At 42.5% G+C, this 24,764-nt stretch carries 15 protein-coding genes; 13 read left to right on the forward strand and 2 right to left on the reverse strand.

The window, feature by feature from the left end; genetic code table 11:
- Positions 1-11 precede the first annotated feature (11 nt).
- The 8 genes from BLW31_RS10530 (at position 12) to BLW31_RS10565 (ending at position 15,956) form a co-directional block, all read left to right on the forward strand.
- Positions 12-2,594: a zinc-dependent metalloprotease gene (locus tag BLW31_RS10530; RefSeq protein ID WP_010536017.1), complete on the forward strand. Its 2,583-nt coding sequence runs from the start codon at positions 12-14 to the stop codon at positions 2,592-2,594.
- Between the two features lie 8 nt (positions 2,595-2,602).
- Positions 2,603-5,209 (forward strand): zinc-dependent metalloprotease, encoded by a 2,607-nt coding sequence (locus BLW31_RS10535; protein WP_022301794.1) that lies wholly within the window; start codon positions 2,603-2,605, stop codon positions 5,207-5,209.
- A gap of 262 nt (positions 5,210-5,471) precedes the next feature.
- Positions 5,472-6,041, forward strand: coding sequence for an RNA polymerase sigma-70 factor (locus tag BLW31_RS10540; RefSeq protein WP_010536019.1), 570 nt, complete (start codon positions 5,472-5,474; stop codon positions 6,039-6,041).
- Positions 6,042-6,239: 198 nt separating this feature from the next.
- A complete protein-coding gene (locus BLW31_RS10545) occupies positions 6,240-7,424 on the forward strand; it encodes a FecR family protein (RefSeq protein WP_010536020.1) in 1,185 nt (394 codons plus the stop codon).
- Between the two features lie 33 nt (positions 7,425-7,457).
- On the forward strand, positions 7,458-11,006 hold the full coding sequence (locus tag BLW31_RS10550; protein WP_010536021.1) for a TonB-dependent receptor: 3,549 nt from the start codon (positions 7,458-7,460) through the stop codon (positions 11,004-11,006).
- 14 nt (positions 11,007-11,020) lie between these two features.
- Complete coding sequence (locus tag BLW31_RS10555) at positions 11,021-12,481, forward strand: RagB/SusD family nutrient uptake outer membrane protein (protein WP_022301796.1); 1,461 nt, start codon at positions 11,021-11,023, stop codon at positions 12,479-12,481.
- A gap of 6 nt (positions 12,482-12,487) precedes the next feature.
- Complete coding sequence (locus BLW31_RS10560) at positions 12,488-13,387, forward strand: hypothetical protein (protein WP_032836648.1); 900 nt, start codon at positions 12,488-12,490, stop codon at positions 13,385-13,387.
- A 19-nt stretch (positions 13,388-13,406) separates the two neighbouring features.
- The gene (locus BLW31_RS10565) at positions 13,407-15,956 is read left to right on the forward strand and encodes a zinc-dependent metalloprotease (protein WP_010536024.1); all 2,550 of its coding nucleotides are present in this window, start codon (positions 13,407-13,409) and stop codon (positions 15,954-15,956) included.
- A gap of 93 nt (positions 15,957-16,049) precedes the next feature.
- On the opposite strand, the gene ybeY is transcribed toward BLW31_RS10565, so the two are convergent.
- Entirely contained in the window at positions 16,050-16,463 is a 414-nt protein-coding gene (ybeY, locus tag BLW31_RS10570; RefSeq protein ID WP_008767506.1) for an rRNA maturation RNase YbeY, read from the reverse strand.
- Positions 16,464-16,478: 15 nt separating this feature from the next.
- Positions 16,479-17,711, reverse strand: a complete 1,233-nt coding sequence (locus tag BLW31_RS10575) for a nucleoside recognition domain-containing protein (protein WP_010536025.1) — start codon at positions 17,709-17,711, stop codon at positions 16,479-16,481.
- A gap of 119 nt (positions 17,712-17,830) precedes the next feature.
- Between BLW31_RS10575 and ruvB the strand changes: the two genes are divergently transcribed.
- The 5 genes from ruvB to BLW31_RS10600 all read left to right on the forward strand — a co-directional run bounded on the left by ruvB (position 17,831) and on the right by BLW31_RS10600 (position 24,761).
- On the forward strand, positions 17,831-18,862 hold the full coding sequence (gene ruvB, locus BLW31_RS10580) for a Holliday junction branch migration DNA helicase RuvB (protein ID WP_010536026.1): 1,032 nt from the start codon (positions 17,831-17,833) through the stop codon (positions 18,860-18,862).
- A gap of 106 nt (positions 18,863-18,968) precedes the next feature.
- Positions 18,969-19,736 carry a carboxylesterase family protein gene (locus tag BLW31_RS10585; RefSeq protein WP_010536027.1) on the forward strand — a complete coding sequence of 256 codons (768 nt, stop codon included), beginning with the start codon at positions 18,969-18,971 and terminating at the stop codon, positions 19,734-19,736.
- Between the two features lie 35 nt (positions 19,737-19,771).
- Complete coding sequence (locus tag BLW31_RS10590; protein WP_010536028.1) at positions 19,772-21,223, forward strand: lipopolysaccharide biosynthesis protein; 1,452 nt, start codon at positions 19,772-19,774, stop codon at positions 21,221-21,223.
- A gap of 2 nt (positions 21,224-21,225) precedes the next feature.
- Positions 21,226-22,581, forward strand: a complete 1,356-nt coding sequence (locus BLW31_RS10595) for a TIGR00341 family protein (protein WP_029425178.1) — start codon at positions 21,226-21,228, stop codon at positions 22,579-22,581.
- A 38-nt stretch (positions 22,582-22,619) separates the two neighbouring features.
- Entirely contained in the window at positions 22,620-24,761 is a 2,142-nt protein-coding gene (locus tag BLW31_RS10600) for a S46 family peptidase (protein WP_010536030.1), read from the forward strand.
- Positions 24,762-24,764: the final 3 nt, after the last annotated feature.

A 24,764-nucleotide genomic window follows, 5' to 3' on the forward strand; every position in this document is an offset into this window, starting at 1 on the left:
TATGCGGGGCTATGACTAACCCCGCTGTGGCTAAGAAGAAAAACAAGAAGAAAGCTTCTACCGAAGCGACTACGAAGAAAGAGAAGAAGGAAACCAAGTATGACAAACTGTTTAAAGACAAGAAGGTCACCACAGCTAAAGGTTTCATCACTCTTCATAAGTTGGACAATAAGATCTATTTTGAGTTACCGATTAAGGTGATGAATCGGGATATCCTGCTCGGTTCTACTATTGCTGAAACTACCGATAACCAGTTCGGTTGTGTAGGAGAGAAGTCCGGTGATCCGTTCCTGATCCGTTTCGTACAGCGTGATTCTACTATTACGTTGCGCCGCGTGCAGGCAGGACAGTTTTCTGAGGACCGTGAGATCAAGAAACGGTTGACAAGCAGTACAATGCCGGCTATCGCCGAAACATTCGAAATTAAGGCTTATAACAATGATAGCACAGCAGTCGTATTCGATATGACAGACTACTTGTTGAGCGACCAGAAACTTCTTTCTCCTTTCTCTCCTTATTCAATGATGGAGATGATGGGAGCGGATATCGATAAAGATTTCGAGAAAGAAAGTTCCTTTATCCAAGGAATCAAAGGATTTGAAGATAATATCAGCGTACGTTCTTTGCTGACCTATAAAATCAGTGTAGGGGTGAAAGGAAACTACGCCGTGAAGAAAATGCCGTTTACAGCAGTCATGAACCGTAGTTTCATTCTGTTGCCCGAGCAGCCGATGCGTCCTCGCTATGCTGATCCACGTATCGGTATTTTCGAGCATTCGGTAGTGGAGTTTGCTTCCGAAGGACGTGGATTACGCACTCGTCACATTGCTCACAGATGGAATCTGGAGCCATCTGACTCTGCTGCTTATCTTCGTGGTGAACTGGTGGAGCCCAAGAAGCCCATCGTTTTCTATATTGATGATGCGTTCCCTTTGAACTGGAACAAATATATCCACAAAGGAGTTGAAGTATGGCAGAAAGCATTCGAAAAGATTGGTTTCAAGAATGCTATTGTAGCTAAAGACTTCCCGAAAGACGACCCGAATTTTGATCCCGAGAATATTAAGTATTCTTGTATCCGTTACGCACCGTCTACGGTAGCCAATGCGATGGGACCATCCTGGATTGATCCGCGTTCCGGAGAGATTATCAATGCATCTGTGACTGTATTCCACAACATCGTGCAACTCGTTCAGTACTGGCGCTTCTTGCAGACTGCCCCTGCTGATAAAGATGTTCGCGATATCGTATTGCGTGAGGACTTGTTGGGCGATTGCATCGCTTACGTACTTTCTCATGAAGTAGGTCATACATTGTCATTGATGCACAATATGGCCGGTTCTTCCTCTATTCCTGTAGAGTCATTGCGTGATCCGAAGTTTACTCAGGAGTTCGGAACTACTTATTCTATCATGGACTATGCACGTAATAACTATGTAGCGCAACCGGGTGATAAAGAGAAAGGCGTACGTCTGACTCCGCCGGAATTGGGAGCTTATGATTACTATGCTATTGCCTGGCTGTACACCCCGATATTTGAGGCTAAAACAGCTGAAGAAGAAATTCCTATACTGGACAAATGGATCAGCGAAAAGTCAGGAGATGATAAATATCGTTATGGTAAACAACAATTCAAACGCCGCTTTGACCCGAGTTCTGTAGAAGAGGATTTGGGAGACGATCCGGTGAAAGCTTCTGAATACGGACGCCGTAACCTGCAATATCTGCTGAAACATATCAACGACTGGGTAGCAGATAAGGATAAGGATTTTGAGTTCCGTAGTGCGGTTTATGACGAAGTGGTGTATGCTTATGTACGTTATCTGAGTTTCGTATTGGGAGATATCGGTGGTATCTATTTGAATGAACGCTATGACGGTGACCAGCGTCCGAGCTATAAAACGGTATCTAAGCAACAGCAGAAGAAGGCACTGAACTTCCTGTTGAACGAGTTGAAAGACCTTTCCTGGCTGGATGCCCGCGAGACATTGAAAGAGTTCCCGATTCGTACTTCTGTTGCTATGCAGATGGAAGATGCTATTATAGATGGTATTCTGTCCCGTTGTGGTGCAGTAGCTATTTGTTCGGACAAAGCTACATCGTCTCCTTACACTCAGAAAGAATATCTGGCTGATATCGAACGTTTCGTATGGGCTCCTACACGTGCCGGCAGAAATCTGACTGAAACGGAAATGCGCTTGCAGATGAATTACCTGACTAAATTGATTGAAGGTTCGGTAGCCGGAGTTACCAAGAATGCCAGCCGCAGAGGAATTGCAGATATGTATGCTTACATTGAAGTTCCCGAATGGTTGAAATCGGCTTCCCGCGAACGTTTCGGTATTATTTCGGAAGAGTTTATGGGATGTTTCAATAACAAACCTCGTGAAATGCAGGCTGCCCGTCTCGAAGAGATCAGCGGTTTTGATGATGATGTGGATTTGAAAGCACCGATTGAACCGATGGAACACGTTTACTACGGTGAGTTGAAGAAAGTTCGTAGCCTGGTTGCGGCCAATGCTTCTACTGGCTCTGCTGATACCCAGCGCCACTACCGCTTATTGTTGTACAAGATTGATCAGGCATTAAAATGATAGGAAGTATGAGAAATAGATATAGTAAGATACTTTGTTTATTACTTCTTTTTGCCTGTTGCCTGCCACAGGAAGGAAATGCTTTCTGGCCTTTTAAAAAGAAGAAAAAAGAAGATAAGAAGGAAAACCTGACACCTTACCAGAAGTTGTTCAAGAACAAAAAGGTGCAGACAGCACATGGCCTGATGACCATTCACAAAGTGGAAGGAAAGATATATGTGGAATTTCCGATCGATATGTTAGGACGCGAAATGCTGTTTACTTCTTCTATCGAGAATACAAGCGACGGCGGTGAGGGTGCTCCGGGACAGCTGGGCGGTACGGATGTACGTTTCCGCTTTGAGATGATCGACTCTACACTGGTGGCACGTATGCCCTTGCTGAGCAAACCGGTGAATACGAGCGGTGACAGTTATATCGCCCGTGCACTGGACAATTCGCACAATCCGGGTATTTTCAAAAGCTTTAAAGTACTGGCTTGTACACCGGACAGTTCTGCGCTTGTAGTGGATATGAAGGGACTGTTTATGGAAGGATCTGCATTTACCAAGCCTTTCCCTTCTACTTCTGCCAACGGTTATTACGGATTCGTTTCACGTGATCACTCCCTGCAGTCTGATAAGTCGGCTATCCTTGGAGTATCGGCTACAGAGAATAATATAGCTGTACGTGAAGAACTGTCTTACAAGGTTGACCACACACTGATGGGCGCTTACAGCATGTATAAGGATGTGCCTCTGACAGCTGTGGTCAATAAAATGTTGTGCATCTTGCCGGAGGAACCGATGGCTCCCCGTCTGGCTGATTCGCGCTTGGGAATGACAACGCAGCTGAAAAGTGACTTTGCGGGAGCTACTCAGGAAGTGAAAAGCATACGTTATGCAAAGCGCTGGCGTATCGAACCGTCTGACTCTGCTGCTCATCGTCGTGGAGAATTGGTTCAACCTAAAAAGCAGCTGGTCTTTTATATCGACAGCCTGATGCCTGCAAAATGGAATCCATATATCAAAGCCGGTGCAGAATCATGGAATAAGGCGTTTGAGAAGATAGGATTTAAAGATGTTATCTGTGTGAAGGAGTTTCCGAAGAACGATACATTGTTCAATGCAAACAGTCTTGATTGTATGACCGTACGTTATTCTGCTTCCTGGATGAATTCCGCGCAGACTACGATACACTCTGATTCACGTACAGGTGAGATTCTGAATGCTTCTATCCTGATCAATGCAAACATGATCAGTGTGCAGTATGCTGACCGTGTCGGAGCAACTGTAGCTATCGACCCTCGTGTACGTACTACTGTTTTCCCGGAAGATATACAAGGTGAGTTGATCGAGGCTGCTATCGCTCAGGCGGTAGGTACCGGTCTGGGATTGACTATGAACTGGGGGGCTTCCTGTGCTTATCCGGTAGATTCGTTGCGTTCGGTAGGCTTTACACAGAAGTACGGACTGGCTTCTTCCGTTATGGGAGGAGTAGTGATCAATGATGTGGCTACGGAAGACGATGTACGCAAAGGAGTATGCCTGGTTAATACCAAGCCCGGTCCTTACGACGAACTGGTGATTAAATATTTATATCAGCCTATTTATGCTTCTTCATTGCAGGAAGAGAAAGATACGCTGGACAGCTGGATTCGTGAACATACAGGAGATCCGCATTATGCCTATATCCGCAATCAGTCCCGTTTCGATTCCGATCCCCGTAACAGCCGTGGAAGTTTGGGAGATGATCATTTGAAATCATTCGACTATATGCTTCCCAATGTCCGCAAAGGATTTGAGAACTATTATAACTGGTTTGCCAAGGATGACCGTGATTTCTTAATGCGCAGACGTGTACACTCTGCCCTAAGTGAAAGGCTGAGCGGACGTATTTACGCTGTTCTGAGTTATATTGGGGGTATTTACCTGAATGATATTCGTGAGAAGGATGCGATACCGAGCTACTCAATGGTAGATCGGGAGAAGCAGAAAGCAGCATTGGATAAGGCACTGGAACTGGCGAAGAATTTGGAGTGGGTGGATGATGATGCTCATGCCAAGGAATTCGAGATTGCAGATGAGAAGGCAGATCGTCTTCGTCTGGATATCTTCAATGGAATTTTCGGACGTCTGCCTTATGTCGAAGTTTGTACGGAACGTTTCCCCGATGCGGCTTACACGGCTTCGGAATATCTGGATGATATTTACGGAGTTGTCTGGGAAGGCGTATTGAAACACCGTCCGTTGAAAGACTTTGAAAGAGCTTTGCAGACTGCATTCCTGGAAAGTATCATTTCGACATCGACAGCCACTTCGCCTGTCGGTAGTTTCAAAGCTTCTAAAACTGCATTTGCAGCTTCCGGCAAGCCGGAGATTAATCTGGCTGCTCTGAGAAACGGAGAAAGAGTGGATATGAAGATGCAACTCCTGCAGAATCCGGAAGAGATAGCAGGTTTTTCTTCAGTACCGCCGATCTACACTAATCAGACGAAAATTGCTGCGTATTATTTCGACTTGTTGATGAAGACGAAAGATATGCTCGAAAAAGCTGTATCAGCAGCTCCCGAAGCAGATCGTTCTCATTACGACTTGTTGATCTACCGCATCAAGAAGGCTATAGAAATTGAATAAATCTCTATTACATAAACTCTCTCTTAATTAATTTGTCTCTATGAAAACAATATTGTAAGAGGTATTTTTAAGGATTTCTTCTATGCAATATTGAGCATTTTTCACCTGGGTTTACATTGTCGAATGTAAATCCGGGTGAATCTTTTATAGGCGGATATCTTTTGGAAAGTACCATACAACTAGATTGTCCGAGAGAAAAATATCAGTCTTTCTGTATAGAACATTATTATTTAATTTGTATTTTTGGCGCAAAACTCCCGAAATGACTAACAATGAGATTTCCATAGAACAAATTAATAAGTTGGATGCGGCTGCTTTCCGACTGCTTTATAAGAATTATTATAAAGCATTGGTTTGCTATGCAATAACAATTGTCGGAGATTCAGAATCTGCAGAAGATATTGTCCAGGAGTTATTCTCCACTATTTGGGAGAAGAAGATGCTTTTCCGGTCTCTGGCTTCATTTAGGGCTTATCTGTATAATTCTGTCAGAAATGCTTCCCTGGATTATTTGAAACATAAGGATGTGGAAGGTAGCTATCTTCAGAAGATGCTTGATAGCCACTCCACTACATTTAGGATGGAAGAAGAGGAAGAAGGGTTCTTTAGTGAAGAAGTCTATCGCCAGTTACTTCAGACAATTGATGCTTTGCCAGATCGATGCCGGGAAGTTTTTTTGATGTATATGGAAGGTAAGAAGAACGAGGAGATTGCTACTGCACTCCATGTTTCTCTTGAAACTGTGAAGACTCAAAAGAAGAGAGCAATGTCCTTCCTTAGAAAAAAATTAGGCTCCTATCATTTTCTATTATTGCAAATGTTACTTCCCTAAAAAGAAGCATAACACTCAATCCACTTTACTTGTTAACACCTGTTTGCAATGAACAAAATGTTCGTTGTTTTTCTTGATTATTGTACAAAAAGAACGGTCTTCTAAATAAATAAAGTATCTTTTGAATAAAAAAACTTCAGAATCCTGTCCCCCATTTCTTCTTCTTAGTCGTCTTTACTATAAATAACCTGAAATAATATGATAAAGCGTAAAAGAAGTATAAATTCTATCATCCATGATCAGTTGCTGGGATACGCTTCGGAAGAAGATAAAAAACAGTTGCAGTCATGGCTTGATAGTTCTCAAGAAAATAGAGAGAACTATGATCGTCTGATGCGTGAGGCTTGTTTGATTGACAGGTATAAACAGTTTGCCCAGGTAGATGAAGAACGTGCTTGGGAAAGGTTTCAGAAAAAGCATTTCTCTATTCGCTCTGCTCGTTGGGTCAAAATAGGACGCTATGCTGCAATCTTCTTATTGCCGATAATCGGTTTTGCAATATGGTTTTGGACTTTGCGGCTGATGGATTCTCAGCCGGTGATTTCGGATGAAGTTCGTATTGCTATGATCCGGTCGGAGAAGATGGGTAAACAAAAGGCAACACTGGTTCTGGCAAATGGACAGAAGATGGATTTAAAATCAGTGCCTGCTAAGCCATTACAGGATTCGGTGGAACAAGTTCCTGTTGCTCAGCCGTCAGTTCCTAAGACTGATATGAATGAATCGGAAGAGGTCTCTGTTGTAGAAAATAATAAGTTGAGTACTTATGATGACAGTGAATTCTGGATGACGTTTGAAGACGGGACCAGGGTGCATCTGAATTATAATACGACATTGAAATATCCACCACATTTCGGTACTACCACTCGCACGGTCTATTTGGATGGGGAGGCTTATTTTCAGGTAGCCAAGGATAGCAAACGCCCTTTCCGTGTCATTACGGCGAATGGAGTGGTCAAGCAGTACGGGACAACTTTCAATGTAAATACACATGTGCCCGGAATAACGAAAGTAGTGCTGGTGAAAGGTTCTGTAAGTGTGCTTCCTAATCAGGGAGGGGAATATAAAATAAAACCGGGGGAATTGGCGGTTCTTCAGGCTGATACGCAAGATGTACAAATTAGCGTAGTGGATATCGAGCCGTATATCGCATGGAACAGTGGACGCTTCGTTTTTGATAACTGTTCTTTGGAGAGTCTGATGAATGTAATATCACGTTGGTACAACAAAGATATCGTATTCGAATCGGAAGATACCAAGAAGATACGTTTTACAGGAGATATTGATCGCTACGGCTCAATAGAGCCCATATTGAAAGCGATACAGCGGGTGACTCATCTGGAAATGGAAATACAGGGGAAGACCATAATTATAAAGAAATAAACATATTAACTACTATTAAAAAAGGAGGACGACATGCAAAAAAAGAGAGCTCGAGAACGCATTATCATGTTTCTCTGTATTATTTCCTTGTTGTTTACACCGGTGTTGGCTGCATCGCAATCTAATGCAATGAGGGTATCCTTAGATCTTAAATCTGCAACAGTTAAAGAATTTTTTGATGCTGTAAAAGTACAGACTGGCCTGAACTTTATTTATAGTACGGAGCAAGTGAAGAATATGCCTCGTATCACTATTCAGAGCAATAGTCAGCCTATCAGTGAGGTGTTGAACAAAGTGCTGGCAAATACCGGATACAGTTATGAAATAGAAGGAAATATTGTAACCATTGTATATCAGCAACCTAAAGAGAATGTCCGCACGGCTACGGGCGTTGTGGTTGATGAGGGAGGGTTGCCCTTGCCGGGAGCTTATATAAAACTCTCTAAAACGGAACATTCGACGATAACTGATAATGAAGGTAAGTTTTCTATTAATTTATTCCGTCAGAAAGAGCCTGTCCTGATTGTCTCGTATTTGGGAATGATTGTACAGGAAGTAAAAGTTGCCGGTACTAAACCTATGACAATCGTGATGAAATCGGATGTGAAGTCAATCGATGAAGTTGTAGTGACAGGTTATCAGGAGATTGACAGACGCAAGTTGGCAAGCTCCATATCCTCTATAAAGGGAGCTGATCTGATTGGTGGGGAGTATCTGTCTATCGACAAAATGTTGCAGGGACGCCTGCCGGGTGTTGCTGTGATGAATATGTCATCTACTCCGGGAGCTGCTCCTAAGATTAGAATTAGGGGATCTTCCTCTATTACAGGAAATAGAGAACCGGTATGGGTAGTCGATGGGATTATTCTGGAAGAACCTGTCAATATCTCTACAGAAGAGTTGAATAGTCCGGATAAGATAAACTTGATCGGAAATGCCATCGGTTCGGTCAATCCGGAAGATATTGAACGTGTGGATATTCTGAAAGATGCCAGCGCTACTGCTATCTATGGCATCAAAGCGGCCAATGGAGTTATTGTGGTCACTACCAAGCAAGGAAAAAAACAGAAACCGAGTATCACGTATACCGCTACATTGGGGATAACAGCTCCTCCTACTTACGATAAAATGTTTCGGATGAATTCTGCCGACAGAATTGATATGTCTATCGAAATGCAGGAGAGGGGATTATCTTTCGGAAGTTACAAACCTTCGGATATTGGCTATGAAGGAGCATTGCAACATCTGTGGAATAAAGATATTACCTATCAGGAATTCTTAAACCAAGTAAAGATATTGAAAGGACTGAATACCGATTGGTATGACTTGCTGTTCCGTACAGCATTTACACATCAGCATTCGGTATCCATTACAGGTGGAAATGAGCGGAGCAATTATTATATGTCCATAGGATATGCGAATAATAACAGTGTGACTACCAAGGAAGGACTGGAGCGCTATAACGTACTGGCTAAAATAAATACTAGAATCAACCGGAATATACATTTGGGACTGAAGGTAAGCGGCTCTCTTTCTAAAGCAGAACATCCTCATACTTCCATTGATGTGTATGAATATGCTTATAATACTTCACGAGCTATTCCTTTGCGGACGGCTTCTGATGAGTTGTATTTTTATGCGAATGAGGCAGGACACAATGGGATTCTGCCTTATAATATTATGAATGAACTGAACCATACAGGTAACAAAAATGATAATTCTTCGATAGATGTAGCTATAAACTTAGATTGGAATGTGGCTTCATGGATAAAATTCTCATCGATATTGGGAGCATCTAGAAGTAACGTAACGCAGGAGAACTGGGCGGATGAACAATCATATTATATTTCATCTATGCGGCAAAGCCCTTATGGAAAGAAACTACCGGATCTAACGGAAGATCCCAAATTTGTAGAAGAATACTGTCTACTTCCATTTGGAGGAGAATTAGCGACGACCAATACCCGTAACACTTCTTATACCTGGAGAAATAGTCTGGCTTTGATGCAAAGTTTTGGAAAACATGAAATCTCAGGAAGTATTGGACAGGAAGTCAGATCTTCCAAATATGATGGATTAAAATCCACACAATATGGATATTTGCCGGAAAGAGGTAAAAAGTTTGTAGATATTGATCCGACGATATGGAAAAGGTATGCCGCTTTGGTTAAGAATCATCCGGATGTAGTGACCGATACAAAGAATAATGTGATTTCGTTGTACGCTACTGCTTCTTATGTGTATGATAGCCGATATATTCTGAACTTTAATATACGAACTGATGGTTCCAATAAATTCGGTCAGAGCAAGAGCGTGCGTTTTCTGCCGATATGGTCTGTATCTACCCGATGGAATGTTATCAATGAGAAATTTATGAAAAACGTCAGTTTCCTGAATGATTTGGCAATCCGTGCTTCATACGGTATACAAGGTAACGTACATCCGGACCAGACTCCTAATCTGATTGCCAGTCTGGGAACGCTGGAATCGTTGCCACAGGAATATGTGTCAACTCTTTATAAATTGCCGAATAATAAGCTGAAATGGGAAAAGACCAACTCTTACAATATTGCAATTGACTGGGCATTTTGGAATAACAGAGTTTATGGCTCTCTCGATGTGTATTACAAAAAGGGCGTTGATCAGGTTGTTACGAAAAACGTAGCTCCTTCTACGGGAGCATCGAGTGTTTCTATTAATGATGGAGATGTTGAAAATAGAGGCTGGGATTTGGCTGTATCTTTTGTTCCTGTCCAGACTCGGAACTGGATGTGGAGTATATCATTTAATACAGGTAAGAACTATAATAAAGTATTGAATGCTGGAAACTCGGCTGTTACCTGGCAAGATTATATTGCAGGAACATTGGTGAGTAATGGTAATGCGATTAACAGTTTCTATTCTTACAAGTTTGATAAACTGGATGCACAGGGATATCCTACCTTTAAGGATGTTAACGAGAAGGATGAAGAGGGTAATGCTGTCGTTCATTCGCAGCAAGAGATGTATGACCGTGCCTTTGTCCTTTCCGGAAAACGTGAGCCGGACCTGACGGGCGGATTCTCTACTTATTTGAAATACAAGAATATTACATTCAATGCATTGTTCTCGTTTAGTTTTGGCAATAAGATACGTTTGAACGATTTGTATGAGTCATCTGGACAACGGCTTCCTTATCCAGACCAGAACATGTCCAGTGAGTTCGTGAATCGTTGGAGAGAACCGGGTGACGAGGACAGAACTATTATACCGGTTTTGTCGGATAAAAGTTTGCAGATCAATGATAAGGCTGTGACTTATCGTATTGCAGATAATGGATGGGATATGTATAATAAAAGTGATATTCGGGTAGTTTCAGGTAGTTTTCTCAGATGCCGTTCGATGTCTGTCCGTTATGATTTCAAATGTGAATGGTTGAAACCGATCTATCTCAAAGGAGCTAGTGTCAGTTTTGATGCTGGTAATGTTTTTGTCATCAAAGATAAAAGTTTGAAAGGGAGAGATCCTGAACAAATCGGATTTGGTTCGAGAAGCATACCGCCACAGCGTTCTTATTCGCTTCGCTTTAGTCTTACTCTTTAATAATGAAAATGACGATGAAAAAGTATAATTTATATCTCTTATTGCTAATAGTCATATTGTCATCATGTAGTGACTTCCTGGAGGAAAGTTCGCAGGATTTGATGATCCCGAAGTCGGTTAAAGACTATAAAGAATTACTCTTCGGTGAAATATTGAAGAATGGTGAAGTTTTACATCCTTATCTGGAGTATATGACAGATGATGTGAAAGACCAGTGCTATTACGGAACTAATCCGGGTGTAATCTCGAATGATTTTAGGGAAAGTGTATGGGCGTATTATACTTGGCAGGCTAATCCTGAAGTCGGAAAACTGAATGAATTTACTGCTGATAATGCATGGGTTTCTTATTTCCATAAGATTTTGATGACTAATATTATTTTGGATAACCTACCTAAAATGACGGGAACAGATATCGAACGTCAGGATTTGGCTGGAGAAGCCTATTTCATGCGTGCTTTTTCGTACTTTATGCTTGCAAACCTCTATGGGCAGCCTTATCATCCCGCTACTGCTGACCAGGATCTCTGTGTGCCGGTAAATAATGAGATCAGTCTGTCGGACAAAATGATGAGGCGAGCTACTAATTCTGTGGTTTATGCACAAATGGAAAAAGATATAAATCGGGCTATCCAATGTTTTAAAATGGTAGGGGGAGAAAAGAGTATTTACCGTCCGAATTTGCCTGGCGCCTATTTATTAGCATCGCGTATTGCTCTTTTTCAGGAGAAATATGATCAAACGATTTTGTATTGTGATTCGGTATTTAAAGTGTCTTCCCATGCTCTTTATAAGCTAAAAGAGAAAGACGATAATTATTTCTTTTCTCTTGCCAATAAAGAAATATTGTTTTCTTATGGAACTACAACCCTTGAATCATACATGAGGGAAGACTTCAGATATGCAGGCGAATTGGTTGTATCTGATGATCTACTGAAACAGTATTCTGCAGACGATTTGCGAGTGACTAACTTCTTTAAGCATACGAAAGGTTCGCAGAGGAGGCCTGTCGCGAAAGAATATAATATCTATACCCCTATTAAATGGAGTAGGAATTCTGCTACTGTTTATTCCAATGCTTTCCGTATTTCGGAAGCTTATCTGAATCGTGCTGAGGCTTTTGCTGAACTTGGCAATACGAACAAGGCTCTTGCTGACTTAAATGAGCTCCGTGAAAATCGTATGAAACCGGGAACTCCGCCGTTAGCTGTCGATGAAGACGGAATTGTAGCAACCGTACGTAAGGAACGCCGTAGAGAACTGGCATTTGAAGGATTCCGCTGGTTTGATTTGCGCAGGTATGGCTGCCCTCCTTTGAAGCATACTTACAGTTCAAAGGAGAACGAAGGAGCAGGGGATGTCTTCGAACTGAAAGAGAAAGGCTCATACGTGTTGCCGATTCCTAAGAGCGAAAGAGAGAGAAATACGGAAATAGAAATATTCGACCGTCCGAATAGTGAACCTGTTAATAATTGATCGATTATGAAGAAACTTATATTATTAATTTGTATGCTGGCAGGTATGTCTTCTTGTTATCATGAAGATGCGTTAATCGTTCCTGATCAACCGGATAAGTATAACATTCTGACAGATGACCTGTCAGATCCGACACAGCATTTTATATACCAGTTTTATCAGAAATATCAGACTGTGATTATAACCAATCCGACTGAGGCTGATTATAAATTCAACTTTACGGCGAATAACGGAATTAAAATAACTGCTCCCGAACAAAAGCAGGAGATTATTGATGAAGGGATTGAGTTTTTGCAAAAGGTATTATTGAATTTGTATTCGGATAGTTTTTTAAAGAAGAATTTACCTTTTTCTATATTGTTATCTGAAGAGGTCCGGATGGCCTCTTATGGTGAGACAACCATCATGAATTGCTATGCTAGTAGCAGCTTTATAGCCTTAGGTAATGTATCATCTTCTCTGAAAACAATGACCGATGAGGAGTTTGTGAAAATCAGAGCAGATGTGAATGCCAGCTTTTGGGCAAAGTATATGTCGGAAGTCAGAGGATTGTTTACTATTTCAGATGCTTTTTATGAAGCTAGTGAAGAAGTTGAACCGAAATTGTACGACCCGAACTGGTATCGTTTTAAAGGAACGGACCCTAATGAAATCGATTTTTATAAGTATGGGGTGATTACTTATTCTGAGAACTCCTATATTGATGAAGATTGGCCGGATTTTAATTCCATTTATGCTCCTTTAAAGAGTGAAGACCTTGCGCAATGGATGAATTTCGTCTTTGAGAAAACTCCTGCCGAGATTCAGGAAATCTGCGATAAATATCCGGTAATGAAGAAGAAGTATGATGTGATTCGGGAAGCTATGCTTGAAAACGGATTCGATCTGTCCAAACTGGAACTATAGAACTTAAAAACAACATGATATGAACAAAATTTTCACTTTATTACTTGTAGGAGCATTAACTGCCGGAGCGGTAACTGCTAATGCCGAAAGTCAGATTTTTAAAAAGAAAAAAAAGAAAGCAAAAGCGGAAACAGAGCAGTCGGCGGCAAAAGATTCCACGAAGAGTAGTATGACCGAATACAAAAAACTGCTGAAAGGAGCCAAGACGATTGATGGTATGTTTAAGATACACATCGTTAAGGATAAGTATTATTTCGAAATACCTAAAGACTTGATGGGGCGGGATTTTATGATTGCGTCCAGAGTATCGAGTACCAGTAATAATAAAGATATAGCTGCCGGACAAATGCCCCGAAATCCGGTACTGGTAACCTTCTCAGCAGATAAAAAGAAAATCTACATGCACAAAAAGATGGTGCGCAATTTGTGTGACACTACTTCCAATATGTACGCTGCTTTTCAGCGCAACTTCTCGGATCCTATTTGGGAAGCATATAAGATAGAAAGTCTTTCACCGGACTCTTCGGCATATGTCATCGATATGAGTTCGCTTTTTATAACGGATGTACCGGAATTCAGCCCATTTCGTTCGGAGAATATAATGGATGTATTGATGAAGAGAAAAGCATTGAAGGGAAGTCTTGTTTCTTCCAAGTCGGCTATCCTGGGAATGAAGTCTTTTCCGTTGAATATAAACATCAAGACGCTGATGAGTTATACTGTTGACGGAGGACCGTTCACTGTAACTATGACGCGTAATATTATTTTGCTGCCGGAGGAAATTATGCGTCCCCGTTATGGAGACTCGCGTATCGGTTATTTTGATGAAAGCAAGAGGTTTTATACTGAAAAGAAAGATGGTTTGCAAGAACTTACTTACATCAACCGATGGGATTTGCAACCAAAACCAGAAGATTTGGAACGTTATAAGCAAGGTGAGTTGGTGGAACCTCAGAAGCCGATTGTATATTACGTTGATACTGCTATCCCTGACAAGTGGAGAGATTACATAAAGAAAGGAATAGAAGACTGGCAGGTTGCGTTTGAGGAAATTGGATTTAAGAATGCGATTGTAGCGAAAGACTATCCGAAGGATGATCCGAACTTTGATCCGGATGATATTCGTTATAGCTGCTACCGAATGATTACCACTCCGATACAAAATTCAATGGGACCTTCCTGTGCCGATCCTCGTTCGGGTGAAATCATTCAGGGAGACGTCTTGTTTTATTCAAATATCATTAAGCTGTTGCATAACTGGCGGTTTGTTCAGACTGCTACTGTTGACCCCAAAGTACGCAAGGCAGTGTTTGATGACGAGACGATGGGAAGTTCGTTACGTTATGTAGCAGCGCACGAGATCGGACATACCCTGGGACTGATGCATAACTTCGGTGCATCTTATTCGTATCCGGTGGACTCGCTCCGTTCGGCCACTTTCACTCAGAAGTATGGTACAACTCCGTCCATCATGGACTATACGCGCTATAATTATGTAGCTCAGCCGGAAGACAAAGGAGTTGCTCTGACTCCTCCGCTTTTGGGTGTATATGATAAGTTTGCCATCAAATGGGGATATAAACCTATATTTGATGCGGCATCTCCTGAAGATGAGAAAGCTACTTTGAACAAGTGGATCAAAGAGAAAGAGAATGATCCGATGTACAAATACGGTCCGCAGCCTTTTATTAATGAGGTCGATCCTTCTTGTAAATCTGAGGATTTGGGTGATAATGCCGTGAAGGCAGGAAGATATGGCTTAAAGAATCTGAAACTTATCATGAAAAACCTGCCGGAATGGACCTGTGAAGATGATCATCAATATGAACGCCTGACAGAATCATATCAGGAAGTGATTATGCAGATGCAACGCTACTTACTGCATGCCATGGTGTCCATCGGTGGAATTTATTTTGATGAGCCGAGACGGGACAGCGAAAAGCCTGTTATCCGTTTTGTGTCGAAAGCAGAACAGAAGGAGGCATTGAAGTTTGTTATGGAAACCATGATGGAACTCCCCGAATGGGTACTTGACAAGAAGGTGATTGAGTATACCGGTCCGACTTATTCGCCAAGTACTTTGCAGTCAATCATTATGAATCGTTTGTTCTTCACATACATTACATCCAGTCTTGTTTTGTACGAGGAGTTATATCCCAAACAGGCTTATACTTTTGCTGAGTATATGGATGATATTTATGATTTTGTGTGGAAGAAAACTATATCCGGTGCCCGGTTGAATATGTACGACCGTAACCTGCAAATTACTTATGTGGAAAAGTTGTTGAAAGAAGGAGGAATGCTGAAACAAAAATCTTCTCCATTCTCATTTAAAGACTTGAATGAAGTGGAGAAACAACTGCTTACGGATAATGTCGATTGGACGAAAGCCGGCTTTGAACTCAACCCGCTCGGAAGTGTGGATATGGTTAAGAATCCGGCTATTCATCAGAAGGTAATGGATAGCTATAGTTTGCTGCGAAGCAAAGTAAATACGGGTGATGCTACTACCCGGGCACATTATCAAAGTCTTGTCTTTAAAATAAAGCAAGCGTTAACGGAACAATAACTATCTCTCTTAGATACTTGGGGGCACCTCGTCGCAGTGATTGTGGCGGGGTGCTAGTTTTATCCGGTCAATGGCTTTTTATTGCATCGCCAACTATCGCATTGCCAACGCCTTATTCTCCGCCTCTTCCATGATTTCCCTTTCCCCGGGACCTTTGTCATTGATACCGCAGAGATGAAGAATACCGTGAATAATAACCCGGTGTAGTTCATCATCATAAGCTGCCCCGAATTGCTCGGCATTGGTGCGTATCGTATCCAGACTGATGAACAGGTCGCCCGACAGACGATCACCTTCGCAATAATCGAAAGTAATGATATCCGTGTAATAATCGTGTTGCAGATATTGTCGGTTTACCTCCAGAATCTTTTCATCGGAGCAGAAGATATAAGCGATTTCACCGAGTCTTTTTCCATAAGAGGCAGCTACATTCTTTATCCATTCTGTAGTTTCCCGTTTTTTGATATCAGGCATCTTGACGCCTTCGGTTTGATAAGTTACAGCCATAATTGAGTCTATGCTTTAAAAGAAAAATAAATAACTGATTAAGATGGCGGCTATAATACCGGAGAAATCCGCTATTAAGCCGCAGGTCACTGCATTCCGGGTTTTACTGATCCCAACGCTGCCGAAGTAAACGGCAAGGATATAGAAGGTAGTATCCGAAGCTCCGCGTACAACACAGCTCATTCGTCCTACAAATGAGTCGGGGCCCATCTCTTTCATTGTGTCGATCATCAGGCCGTTGGCACCACTGCCGCTGAGAGACTTCATCAGCGCTGTCGGCAATGCTCCCACAAAACTGGTATCCACTCCGCACAGACCGACTACATAACCAATGCCCCCCACAAGGAAATCCATCGCTCCCGAAGTACGGAATACGGCAATGCCTACAAGGAAGGCAACCAAGTACGGAATGATTCGTACGGCTGTCGTGAAGCCTTCTTTGGCACCTTCTACAAAAGAATCATATACGTTAATCTTCTTCCGGACTCCTGTCAGAATAAACAGGATGATCACCCCGAACAGAAGAATATTTGCTATCAGCGTAGAGTAAGTACCCATTTCCTCACGCGAAATATTCAGAAACAGATAAATCAATCCGGAGAAGAAAAGGCAGATAACGCCCATCAATATCAGGATAGGCTTGTTGATCAGATTGATCTTCTGGGCGATACTGACAGCTATGACGCCGACCAGAGTCGAGATAAAAGTACTCAGCAGGATAGGGATAAACACATCCGTAGGTTGGGCAGCCCCCATCTGCGCACGGTATACCATGATACTGATCGGGATAATGATGAGCCCGGAGGTGTTGATTACTAGAAACATGATCATCGGATTGGAAGCCGTATCTTTCTTCGGGTTCAGTTCCTGCAGTTCTTTCATTGCTTTGAGCCCCAATGGGGTGGCAGCATTGTCGAGTCCGAGCATGTTGGCGGACATATTCATAAAGATGGAACCCAATACCGGATGCCCTTTGGGAATGTCCGGAAACAGGCGGCAGAGTACCGGACTCAGAAAGCGGGCGAGTGCATTAATCAGTCCGCTATTCTCGCCGATTTTCATGATACCCAGCCAAAGAGCTAATACTCCGGTCAGTCCCAGAGATATCTCGAAAGCGGTTTTCGAAGAGTCGAAAGTTGAGTTCATGATAGCTGTAAATATCTCCGTGTCTCCCAGAAAAATTACTTTTATCAGGGCGATAACGAAGGCGATGATGAAGAATGCTATCCAGATGTAATTTAGAACCATAGTCGATGATGTGTATATAGATGATGCAAAAGTAGTTATTACGTTTTAAATAAACCTCCTTTCTTATGCTGAAAATAAAGGTAATTCTCTATCTTTGTCTCCTACTTTTCAAGAAGAAAATGGAACAAGAAGATTTTAACATACGCGAACATCAGCTGACTTCAAGGGAGCGGGATTTCGAAAATGCGCTCCGTCCGTTAAGCTTTGAAGACTTTAGCGGGCAGGATAAGGTGGTGGAAAACCTTCGCATCTTTGTGAAGGCGGCACGGTTACGTGGCGAAGCGCTCGACCACGTTCTGCTGCACGGACCTCCGGGATTGGGTAAAACAACGCTTTCAAATATTATAGCTAACGAATTGGGAGTAGGCTTTAAAGTAACCTCCGGTCCGGTGCTCGACAAACCGGGCGATCTGGCAGGAGTTTTGACCAGCCTCGAACCGAACGATGTGCTCTTTATCGATGAAATTCACCGTTTATCGCCGGTGGTAGAAGAATATCTCTATTCGGCCATGGAAGATTACCGGATAGATATCATGATTGATAAGGGACCTTCGGCACGTAGCATTCAGATTGACCTGAATCCGTTTACGCTGGTCGGTGCAACTACCCGTAGCGGATTGCTGACGGCTCCACTTCGTGCCCGTTTTGGTATTAATCTGCATTTAGAGTACTATGACGATGATATTCTGAGTAATATCATCCGACGTTCAGCATCCATACTGGACGTGCCTTGTTCGGTGCGGGCGGCATCGGAGATTGCATCCCGAAGTCGTGGTACGCCCCGTATTGCCAATGCTTTGCTTCGTCGCGTACGCGATTTTGCGCAGGTGAAAGGTTCCGGCTCTATCGATACGGAAATAGCTCAGTTTGCACTGGAAGCGTTGAATATCGACAGGTATGGTTTGGATGAGATAGACAACAAGATACTTTGCACCATCATAGACAAGTTTAAAGGCGGTCCTGTCGGTTTGACAACCATTGCTACCTCTTTGGGCGAAGATGCGGGCACTATTGAGGAAGTGTATGAACCTTTCCTGATCAAAGAAGGTTTTATGAAACGGACTCCTCGTGGACGTGAAGTGACGGAGCTTGCCTATAAGCATTTGGGAAGGAGCCTCTATAGCAGTCAGAAAACCTTGTTTAATGACTGATAGTTTGATCTGGTGGCTGTCGGAATGGAGAGTGTTGGCGACAATTAAAAGCAGGCTTTTTGAGGAACGTTTAAACAGATAACTGATTTTATTGAATGATTGGAGTATGAAGCAGTGGAGTATCTTACTTGTATTTCTCTCTTTGAGTCTGTCATTATCAGCTCAACAAGGTTATGAGAAGGACGTATTTGTCTCTTCCACAGGAGATTCTTTGCCTTATCGGATGATTCGTCCCGAGCCAATGAAGGCGGGGAAGAAATATCCGCTGGTCCTGTTCCTGCATGGAGCCGGTGAGCGTGGAAATGACAATGAAAGACAACTGACGCATGGCGGACAGATGTTTCTGAATCCTGTCAACAGAGAGAAGTATCCGGCTTTCGTACTTGTTCCTCAATGTCCGGCAGGTAGCTACTGGGCTTATACGGAACGTCCGAAATCACTGTTTCCGGCAGATATGCCTGCAGGACAGGAGATGAGTTCTCTTATCCGGACTCTCAAACAATTGTTGGACACTTATCTGGTCATGCCCGAAGTCGATAAAAAACGGATATATATTGTCGGATTGTCAATGGGAGCGATGGGGACGTATGATTTGGTGGTCCGTTATCCGGAGATTTTTGCGGCTGCCGTTCCCATTTGCGGATCGGTGAATCCGGACCGTTTGCCGGCTGCCAAAGAAGTGAAGTTCCGTATATTTCATGGGGATGCCGATGATGTGGTAACAGTTGAAGGGTCGCGTGAAGCGTACAAAGCACTGAAAGCTGCCGGAGCAAAGGTGGAATATATCGAATTCCCCGGTTGCAATCATGGCAGCTGGAATCCTGCATTCAATTATCCGGGCTTCATGGAGTGGCTGTTCAAACAAAAGAAATAATATTATTCATTGATAATAAAGAGATCTAAATAAACATGGCAGAATTAAAGTCATTGGCAAAGGACACTGCGATTTATGGTGCCAGCAGTATTATTGGTAAGTTTCTGAATTATTTTCTGGTACCGATTTATACTTTTTCGCTTCCTGCTGCTTCCGGAGGATACGGAGTGATCACCAAGATGTATGCTATTGTGGCGTTATTGCTTGTGGTGCTTACCTTCGGAATGGAAACCGGCTTTTTCCGTTTTGCCAATAAAGGAGATGACGATCCGAAGAAAGTATATTCTGTTTCGTTATTGATGGTCGGGGGCGTATCGCTCATATTCTTGCTGTTGTGTCTGGTCTTCCTCAATCCTATTGCGGGATTAATGGGTTATGGTGAACATCCATGGTATTTGGGTATGATGCTGATTGTATTGGCTATGGATGCCATTCAGGCTATTCCGTTTGCTTATCTTCGTTATAAGAAACGCCCTATCAAGTTTGCCGGACTGAAACTCTTATTCATATTTGTCAGTATCCTGCTGAATATCCTCTATTTTGTGGTCATGAAAGGTGATGATGTGGGAGTGGCTTTTCTTATTAATCTGATCTGTTCTTTTGTTGTAATGCTCGGACTGATACCTGAGTTCCGTGAATTCCGCTATTGTCCTGACCGTTTATTGATGAAGCGGATGTTATATTATTCATTTCCTATTCTGATATTGGGGGTGGCAGGCATTGTGAATCAGGTCGGGGATAAGATTATTTTCCCTTTTGTATACCCTAATAAGGTGGAAGCGGATGTACAGTTAGGTATTTACAGTGCGGCTACTAAGATAGCGATGATTATGGCAATGATCACGCAGGCTTTCCGTTTTGCTTATGAACCTTTTGTCTTTGGTAAAAGTAAGGATAAGGATAACAAGCAAATCTATGCGCAGGCAATGAAGTTTTTCATTATCTTTACGCTGCTGGCTTTTCTGGCAGTCATGTTTTATCTGGATATTCTGCGTTATATCATTGCCAAGGATTATTGGGAAGGACTTAGGGTAGTCCCCATCGTGATGATTGCAGAGATGTTTATGGGAATCTATTTTAATCTTTCTTTTTGGTATAAACTGACGGATGACACGAAATGGGGAGCTTATTTTTCGATAATAGCCTGTCTGATTGTTGTTCTGATGAATATCTTCCTGATTCCTGTATATGGGTATGTAGCTTGCGCATGGGCAGGTTTTACCGGCTATGCCATCGCTATGTTACTATCTTATTTGGTAGGTCAGAAGAAGTATCCTATTGCTTATGATTTGCGTGGAATAGGTTGTTATGTAGGATTAGCCATTATTCTGTATCTGATTGGTGAATGGATGCCGATTCATAACACAGTTTTGCTTCTGGCCTTACGTACAGTGCTTCTGTTGCTGTTTGTTGCCTATATTATCAAACGGGATTTGCCATTGCAGCAGATTCCTGTTATTAACCGAATTATAAAAAAGAAGAAATGACTATGAAGACAGATGAACGTAATAAGTTTGCTATCAAGTCGTTCTTAGGTGAATACCTGGACTTGAAAAAGGATAAAGACAACGAACTGGAAACAGTAGATTCTATCCGTAAAGGAGTGGAATTCAAAGGAGCCAATTTGTGGATTCTTATTTTTGCCATCTTCATGGCGTCACTTGGATTGAATGTCAACTCTACAGCGGTTATTATCGGTGCCATGTTGATTTCTCCATTAATGGGACCTATCATGGGCGTCGGTTTATCTGTCGGTCTGAATGACTTTGAACTGATGAAACGTTCGTTGAAGAGCTTTCTGATAACGACTGCTTTCAGTGTGACAACGGCCACTATATTTTTTCTTTTTACTCCTATTGCAGAAGCGCAATCAGAATTGCTGGCACGAACTTCACCAACGATTTATGACGTATTCATCGCACTCTTCGGTGGTTTGGCAGGCGTTGTCGCTCTTTCTACCAAGGAGAAAGGAAATGTGATTCCGGGAGTTGCCATTGCTACGGCGTTGATGCCTCCGCTTTGTACGGCAGGCTATGGATTGGCTTCGGGCAATCTGGTTTACTTTTTGGGTGCTTTCTATCTCTATTTCATCAACTCCGTATTTATCAGTCTGGCTACTTTTATCGGTGTGCGGGTGATGCATTTTCAACGTAAAGAATTTGTTGATAAGGCACGTGAGAAGATGGTGCGTAAATATATCATTCTGATTGTTGTACTAACGATGTGTCCGGCTGTTTATCTGACATTTGGTATTATTAAAAGTACTTTTTACGAGACAGCAGCCAACCGGTTTATCAACGAGCAGCTGAACTTTGAAAATACGCAGGTACTTGATAAGAAGATCAGCTATGAACATAAAGATATCCGTGTGGTTCTGATTGGTCCTGAAGTGCCGGATGCTTCTATCTCCATTGCTCGTAGCAAACTGAAAGAATATAAGTTGGAAGAAACAAAGCTGACAGTGCTGCAAGGAATGAATAATGAGGCGGTGGACGTTTCCTCCATTCGTGCTATGGTGATGGAAGACTTTTATAAAAACAGTGAACAACGCTTGCAGGAACAGCAGAAAAAGATCACCCGACTGGAAGAAAATCTTGCTCAATATAAAGAGTACGATACGATGGGACGTACATTAGTGCCTGAGTTGAAGGTACTTTATCCTTCTATCACTTCGCTTTCAATTGCTCACTCGCTGGAAACACGGGTAGACTCGATGAAGACGGATACAGTGACGCTGGCTGTTTTGAAATTTGGCAAACACCCGTCAGTTGCCGAGAAGGAGAAAATCAGTGCATGGCTGAAAGCACGGGTGGGAGCGAAGAAGTTGAGGCTCATTACCGAATAATGAGTCCGGATTGAACATATAAATCTAAAAATAATAGCATGAAACTCAGACTAACCGCAATGATTCTCCTCTCTTTTTGTCTGTCGCAGGCATTTGCTGACGAGGGAATGTGGCTATTGGGGAACCTTCGCAAGAACAAACAGGCAGAACGGGTGATGAAGGAACTCGGTTTGCAGATGCCTGTAAGCAAATTATATAATCCGAAGAAACCGGCTTTGGCAAATGCTGTTGTCAGCTTCGGAGGATTCTGTTCGGGAGTGGTGGTTTCCGAAGATGGTCTGGTATTTACCAATCATCACTGTGGTTTCAGCAGTATCCAGCAGCATTCTTCCGTAGAACATGATTATCTGAAAGATGGTTTTGTTGCCCGTAACCTAGATGAAGAACTGCCGAATCCCGAATTATATGTCCGCTTCCTCCTTCGTACGGAGGATGTGACCAAGCGCGTACTTTCGGCTGCCAAGCATGTTCGCACAGAAAGTGAGCGTCGGGTAGTTGTTGACTCTATCATGAATGTAATTGGCATGGAGGTATCGGAAAAGGATTCTACGTTGACGGGAATTGTCGATGCTTATTATGCCGGAAATGAGTTCTGGCTTTCTGTCTATCGTGATTATAACGATGTCCGGCTGGTTTTTGCTCCTCCTTCTTCTGTCGGTAAGTTCGGATGGGATACGGATAACTGGATGTGGCCTCGCCATACAGGTGATTTCAGTGTTTTTCGTATTTATGCCAACAAACAGAATGGCCCGGCGGATTATTCACCTGAAAATGTCCCTTATCGCCCTGAATACGTGGTTCCTATTTCGCTGGACGGATACAAGGAAGGCTCTTTTTGTATGACTTTGGGTTATCCGGGCAGTACGGAGCGTTATCTCTCTTCTTATGGTATCGAAGAAATGATGAACGGAATTAACCGGGCAATGATTGATGTACGTGGGGTAAAGCAGGCTATCTGGAAACGGGAGATGGACCGTCGTCCCGATATTCGTATTAAATACGCTTCTAAGTACGATGAAAGCTCCAATTACTGGAAGAACAGTATCGGAACTAATAAAGCTATCCAGCATTTGAAAGTCTTGGAAAAGAAGCGTGTCGCGGAAGCTGCACTTCGTGAATGGATTCAGGCTAATCCGGAGGAAAGAGAGAAACTGATTCGCTTGTTTTCGTCTCTGGAGCTGAATTATAATAATCGCAGTGAAACTAACCATGCATTGGCTTACTTCGGTGAGTCGTTTATCAACGGTCCCGAGCTTGTACAGCTTGCACTGGAAATTCTGAACTTTGATTTTGAAGCCGAAGAGAAGCAGGTGGTTACCCGAATGAAAAAGTTATTGGAGAAATACGATAATCTTGATTTAAATATTGATAAGGAAGTATTTGCCGCTATGTTGAAGGAATATCAGACGAAAGTTGACAAGAAATATCTTCCGGCGATGTATGCCCAGATAGACACCTTGTATAATGGTAATATTCAAGCTTATGTGGATTCTTTGTATGCAACGTCTCATATTACTTCTCCAAGGGGGCTTAAACGTTTCCTGGAACGGGATACGACTTATAATCTGATTGAAGATCCTGCTATTTCTCTCAGCCTCGATCTGATAGTGAAATATTATGAAATGAATCAGAGCATTTCAGAGGCTTCCGAACAAATAGAGCAGGATGAGCGCTTGTTCAATGCAGCTATGCGTCGCATGTATGCAGATCGTAATTTCTATCCCGATGCTAACTCTACGATGCGTCTTAGCTTCGGAACTATTTGTGGTTATTCTCCTTTCGATGGAGCTGTTTATGACTATTTTACGACTGCAAAAGGAATTTTTGAGAAGGTGAAAGAACATGACGGGGATATTGATTTTGCTGTTCAGCCGGAGCTTTTAAATATACTTTCCTCCGGTGACTTCGGCAGATATGCCAATGAAGAAGGAGATATGAGTGTTTGTTTTATCTCGAACAATGACATTACGGGAGGAAACTCCGGGAGTGCCATGTTCAATGCAAAGGGAGAACTTCTTGGACTGGCTTTCGACGGCAATTGGGAAGCAATGAGCAGCGATATTGTCTTTGAACCCGAATTACAACGTTGTATCGGGGTGGATATCCGCTACGTACTTTTTATCATGGAAAAGTACGGAAAGGCTGCTAACCTGATTGAAGAACTGAAGATAAACCGATGAAAA

The sequence above is a fragment of the Bacteroides faecis MAJ27 genome (genome assembly GCF_900106755.1).
In the GTDB taxonomy this organism is placed as follows: Bacteria; Bacteroidota; Bacteroidia; order Bacteroidales; family Bacteroidaceae; genus Bacteroides; species Bacteroides faecis.

Bases quoted from the DNA above. Each gene is read 5' to 3' on its own strand.
- BLW31_RS10535 (WP_022301794.1), top strand. From the start codon at position 2,603: ATGAGAAATAGATATAGTAAGATACTTTGTTTATTACTTCTTTTTGCC.
- BLW31_RS10595 (WP_029425178.1), top strand. From the start codon at position 21,226: ATGAAGACAGATGAACGTAATAAGTTTGCTATCAAGTCGTTCTTAGGT.
- BLW31_RS10585 (WP_010536027.1), top strand. From the start codon at position 18,969: ATGAAGCAGTGGAGTATCTTACTTGTATTTCTCTCTTTGAGTCTGTCA.
- BLW31_RS10540 (WP_010536019.1), top strand. From the start codon at position 5,472: ATGACTAACAATGAGATTTCCATAGAACAAATTAATAAGTTGGATGCG.
- BLW31_RS10560 (WP_032836648.1), top strand. From the start codon at position 12,488: ATGAAGAAACTTATATTATTAATTTGTATGCTGGCAGGTATGTCTTCT.
- BLW31_RS10550 (WP_010536021.1), top strand. From the start codon at position 7,458: ATGCAAAAAAAGAGAGCTCGAGAACGCATTATCATGTTTCTCTGTATT.
- BLW31_RS10545 (WP_010536020.1), top strand. From the start codon at position 6,240: ATGATAAAGCGTAAAAGAAGTATAAATTCTATCATCCATGATCAGTTG.
- BLW31_RS10555 (WP_022301796.1), top strand. From the start codon at position 11,021: ATGAAAAAGTATAATTTATATCTCTTATTGCTAATAGTCATATTGTCA.
- BLW31_RS10575 (WP_010536025.1), bottom strand. From the start codon at position 17,711: ATGGTTCTAAATTACATCTGGATAGCATTCTTCATCATCGCCTTCGTT.
- BLW31_RS10565 (WP_010536024.1), top strand. From the start codon at position 13,407: ATGAACAAAATTTTCACTTTATTACTTGTAGGAGCATTAACTGCCGGA.
- ruvB (WP_010536026.1), top strand. From the start codon at position 17,831: ATGGAACAAGAAGATTTTAACATACGCGAACATCAGCTGACTTCAAGG.
- ybeY (WP_008767506.1), bottom strand. From the start codon at position 16,463: ATGGCTGTAACTTATCAAACCGAAGGCGTCAAGATGCCTGATATCAAA.
- BLW31_RS10600 (WP_010536030.1), top strand. From the start codon at position 22,620: ATGAAACTCAGACTAACCGCAATGATTCTCCTCTCTTTTTGTCTGTCG.
- BLW31_RS10530 (WP_010536017.1), top strand. From the start codon at position 12: ATGACTAACCCCGCTGTGGCTAAGAAGAAAAACAAGAAGAAAGCTTCT.
- BLW31_RS10590 (WP_010536028.1), top strand. From the start codon at position 19,772: ATGGCAGAATTAAAGTCATTGGCAAAGGACACTGCGATTTATGGTGCC.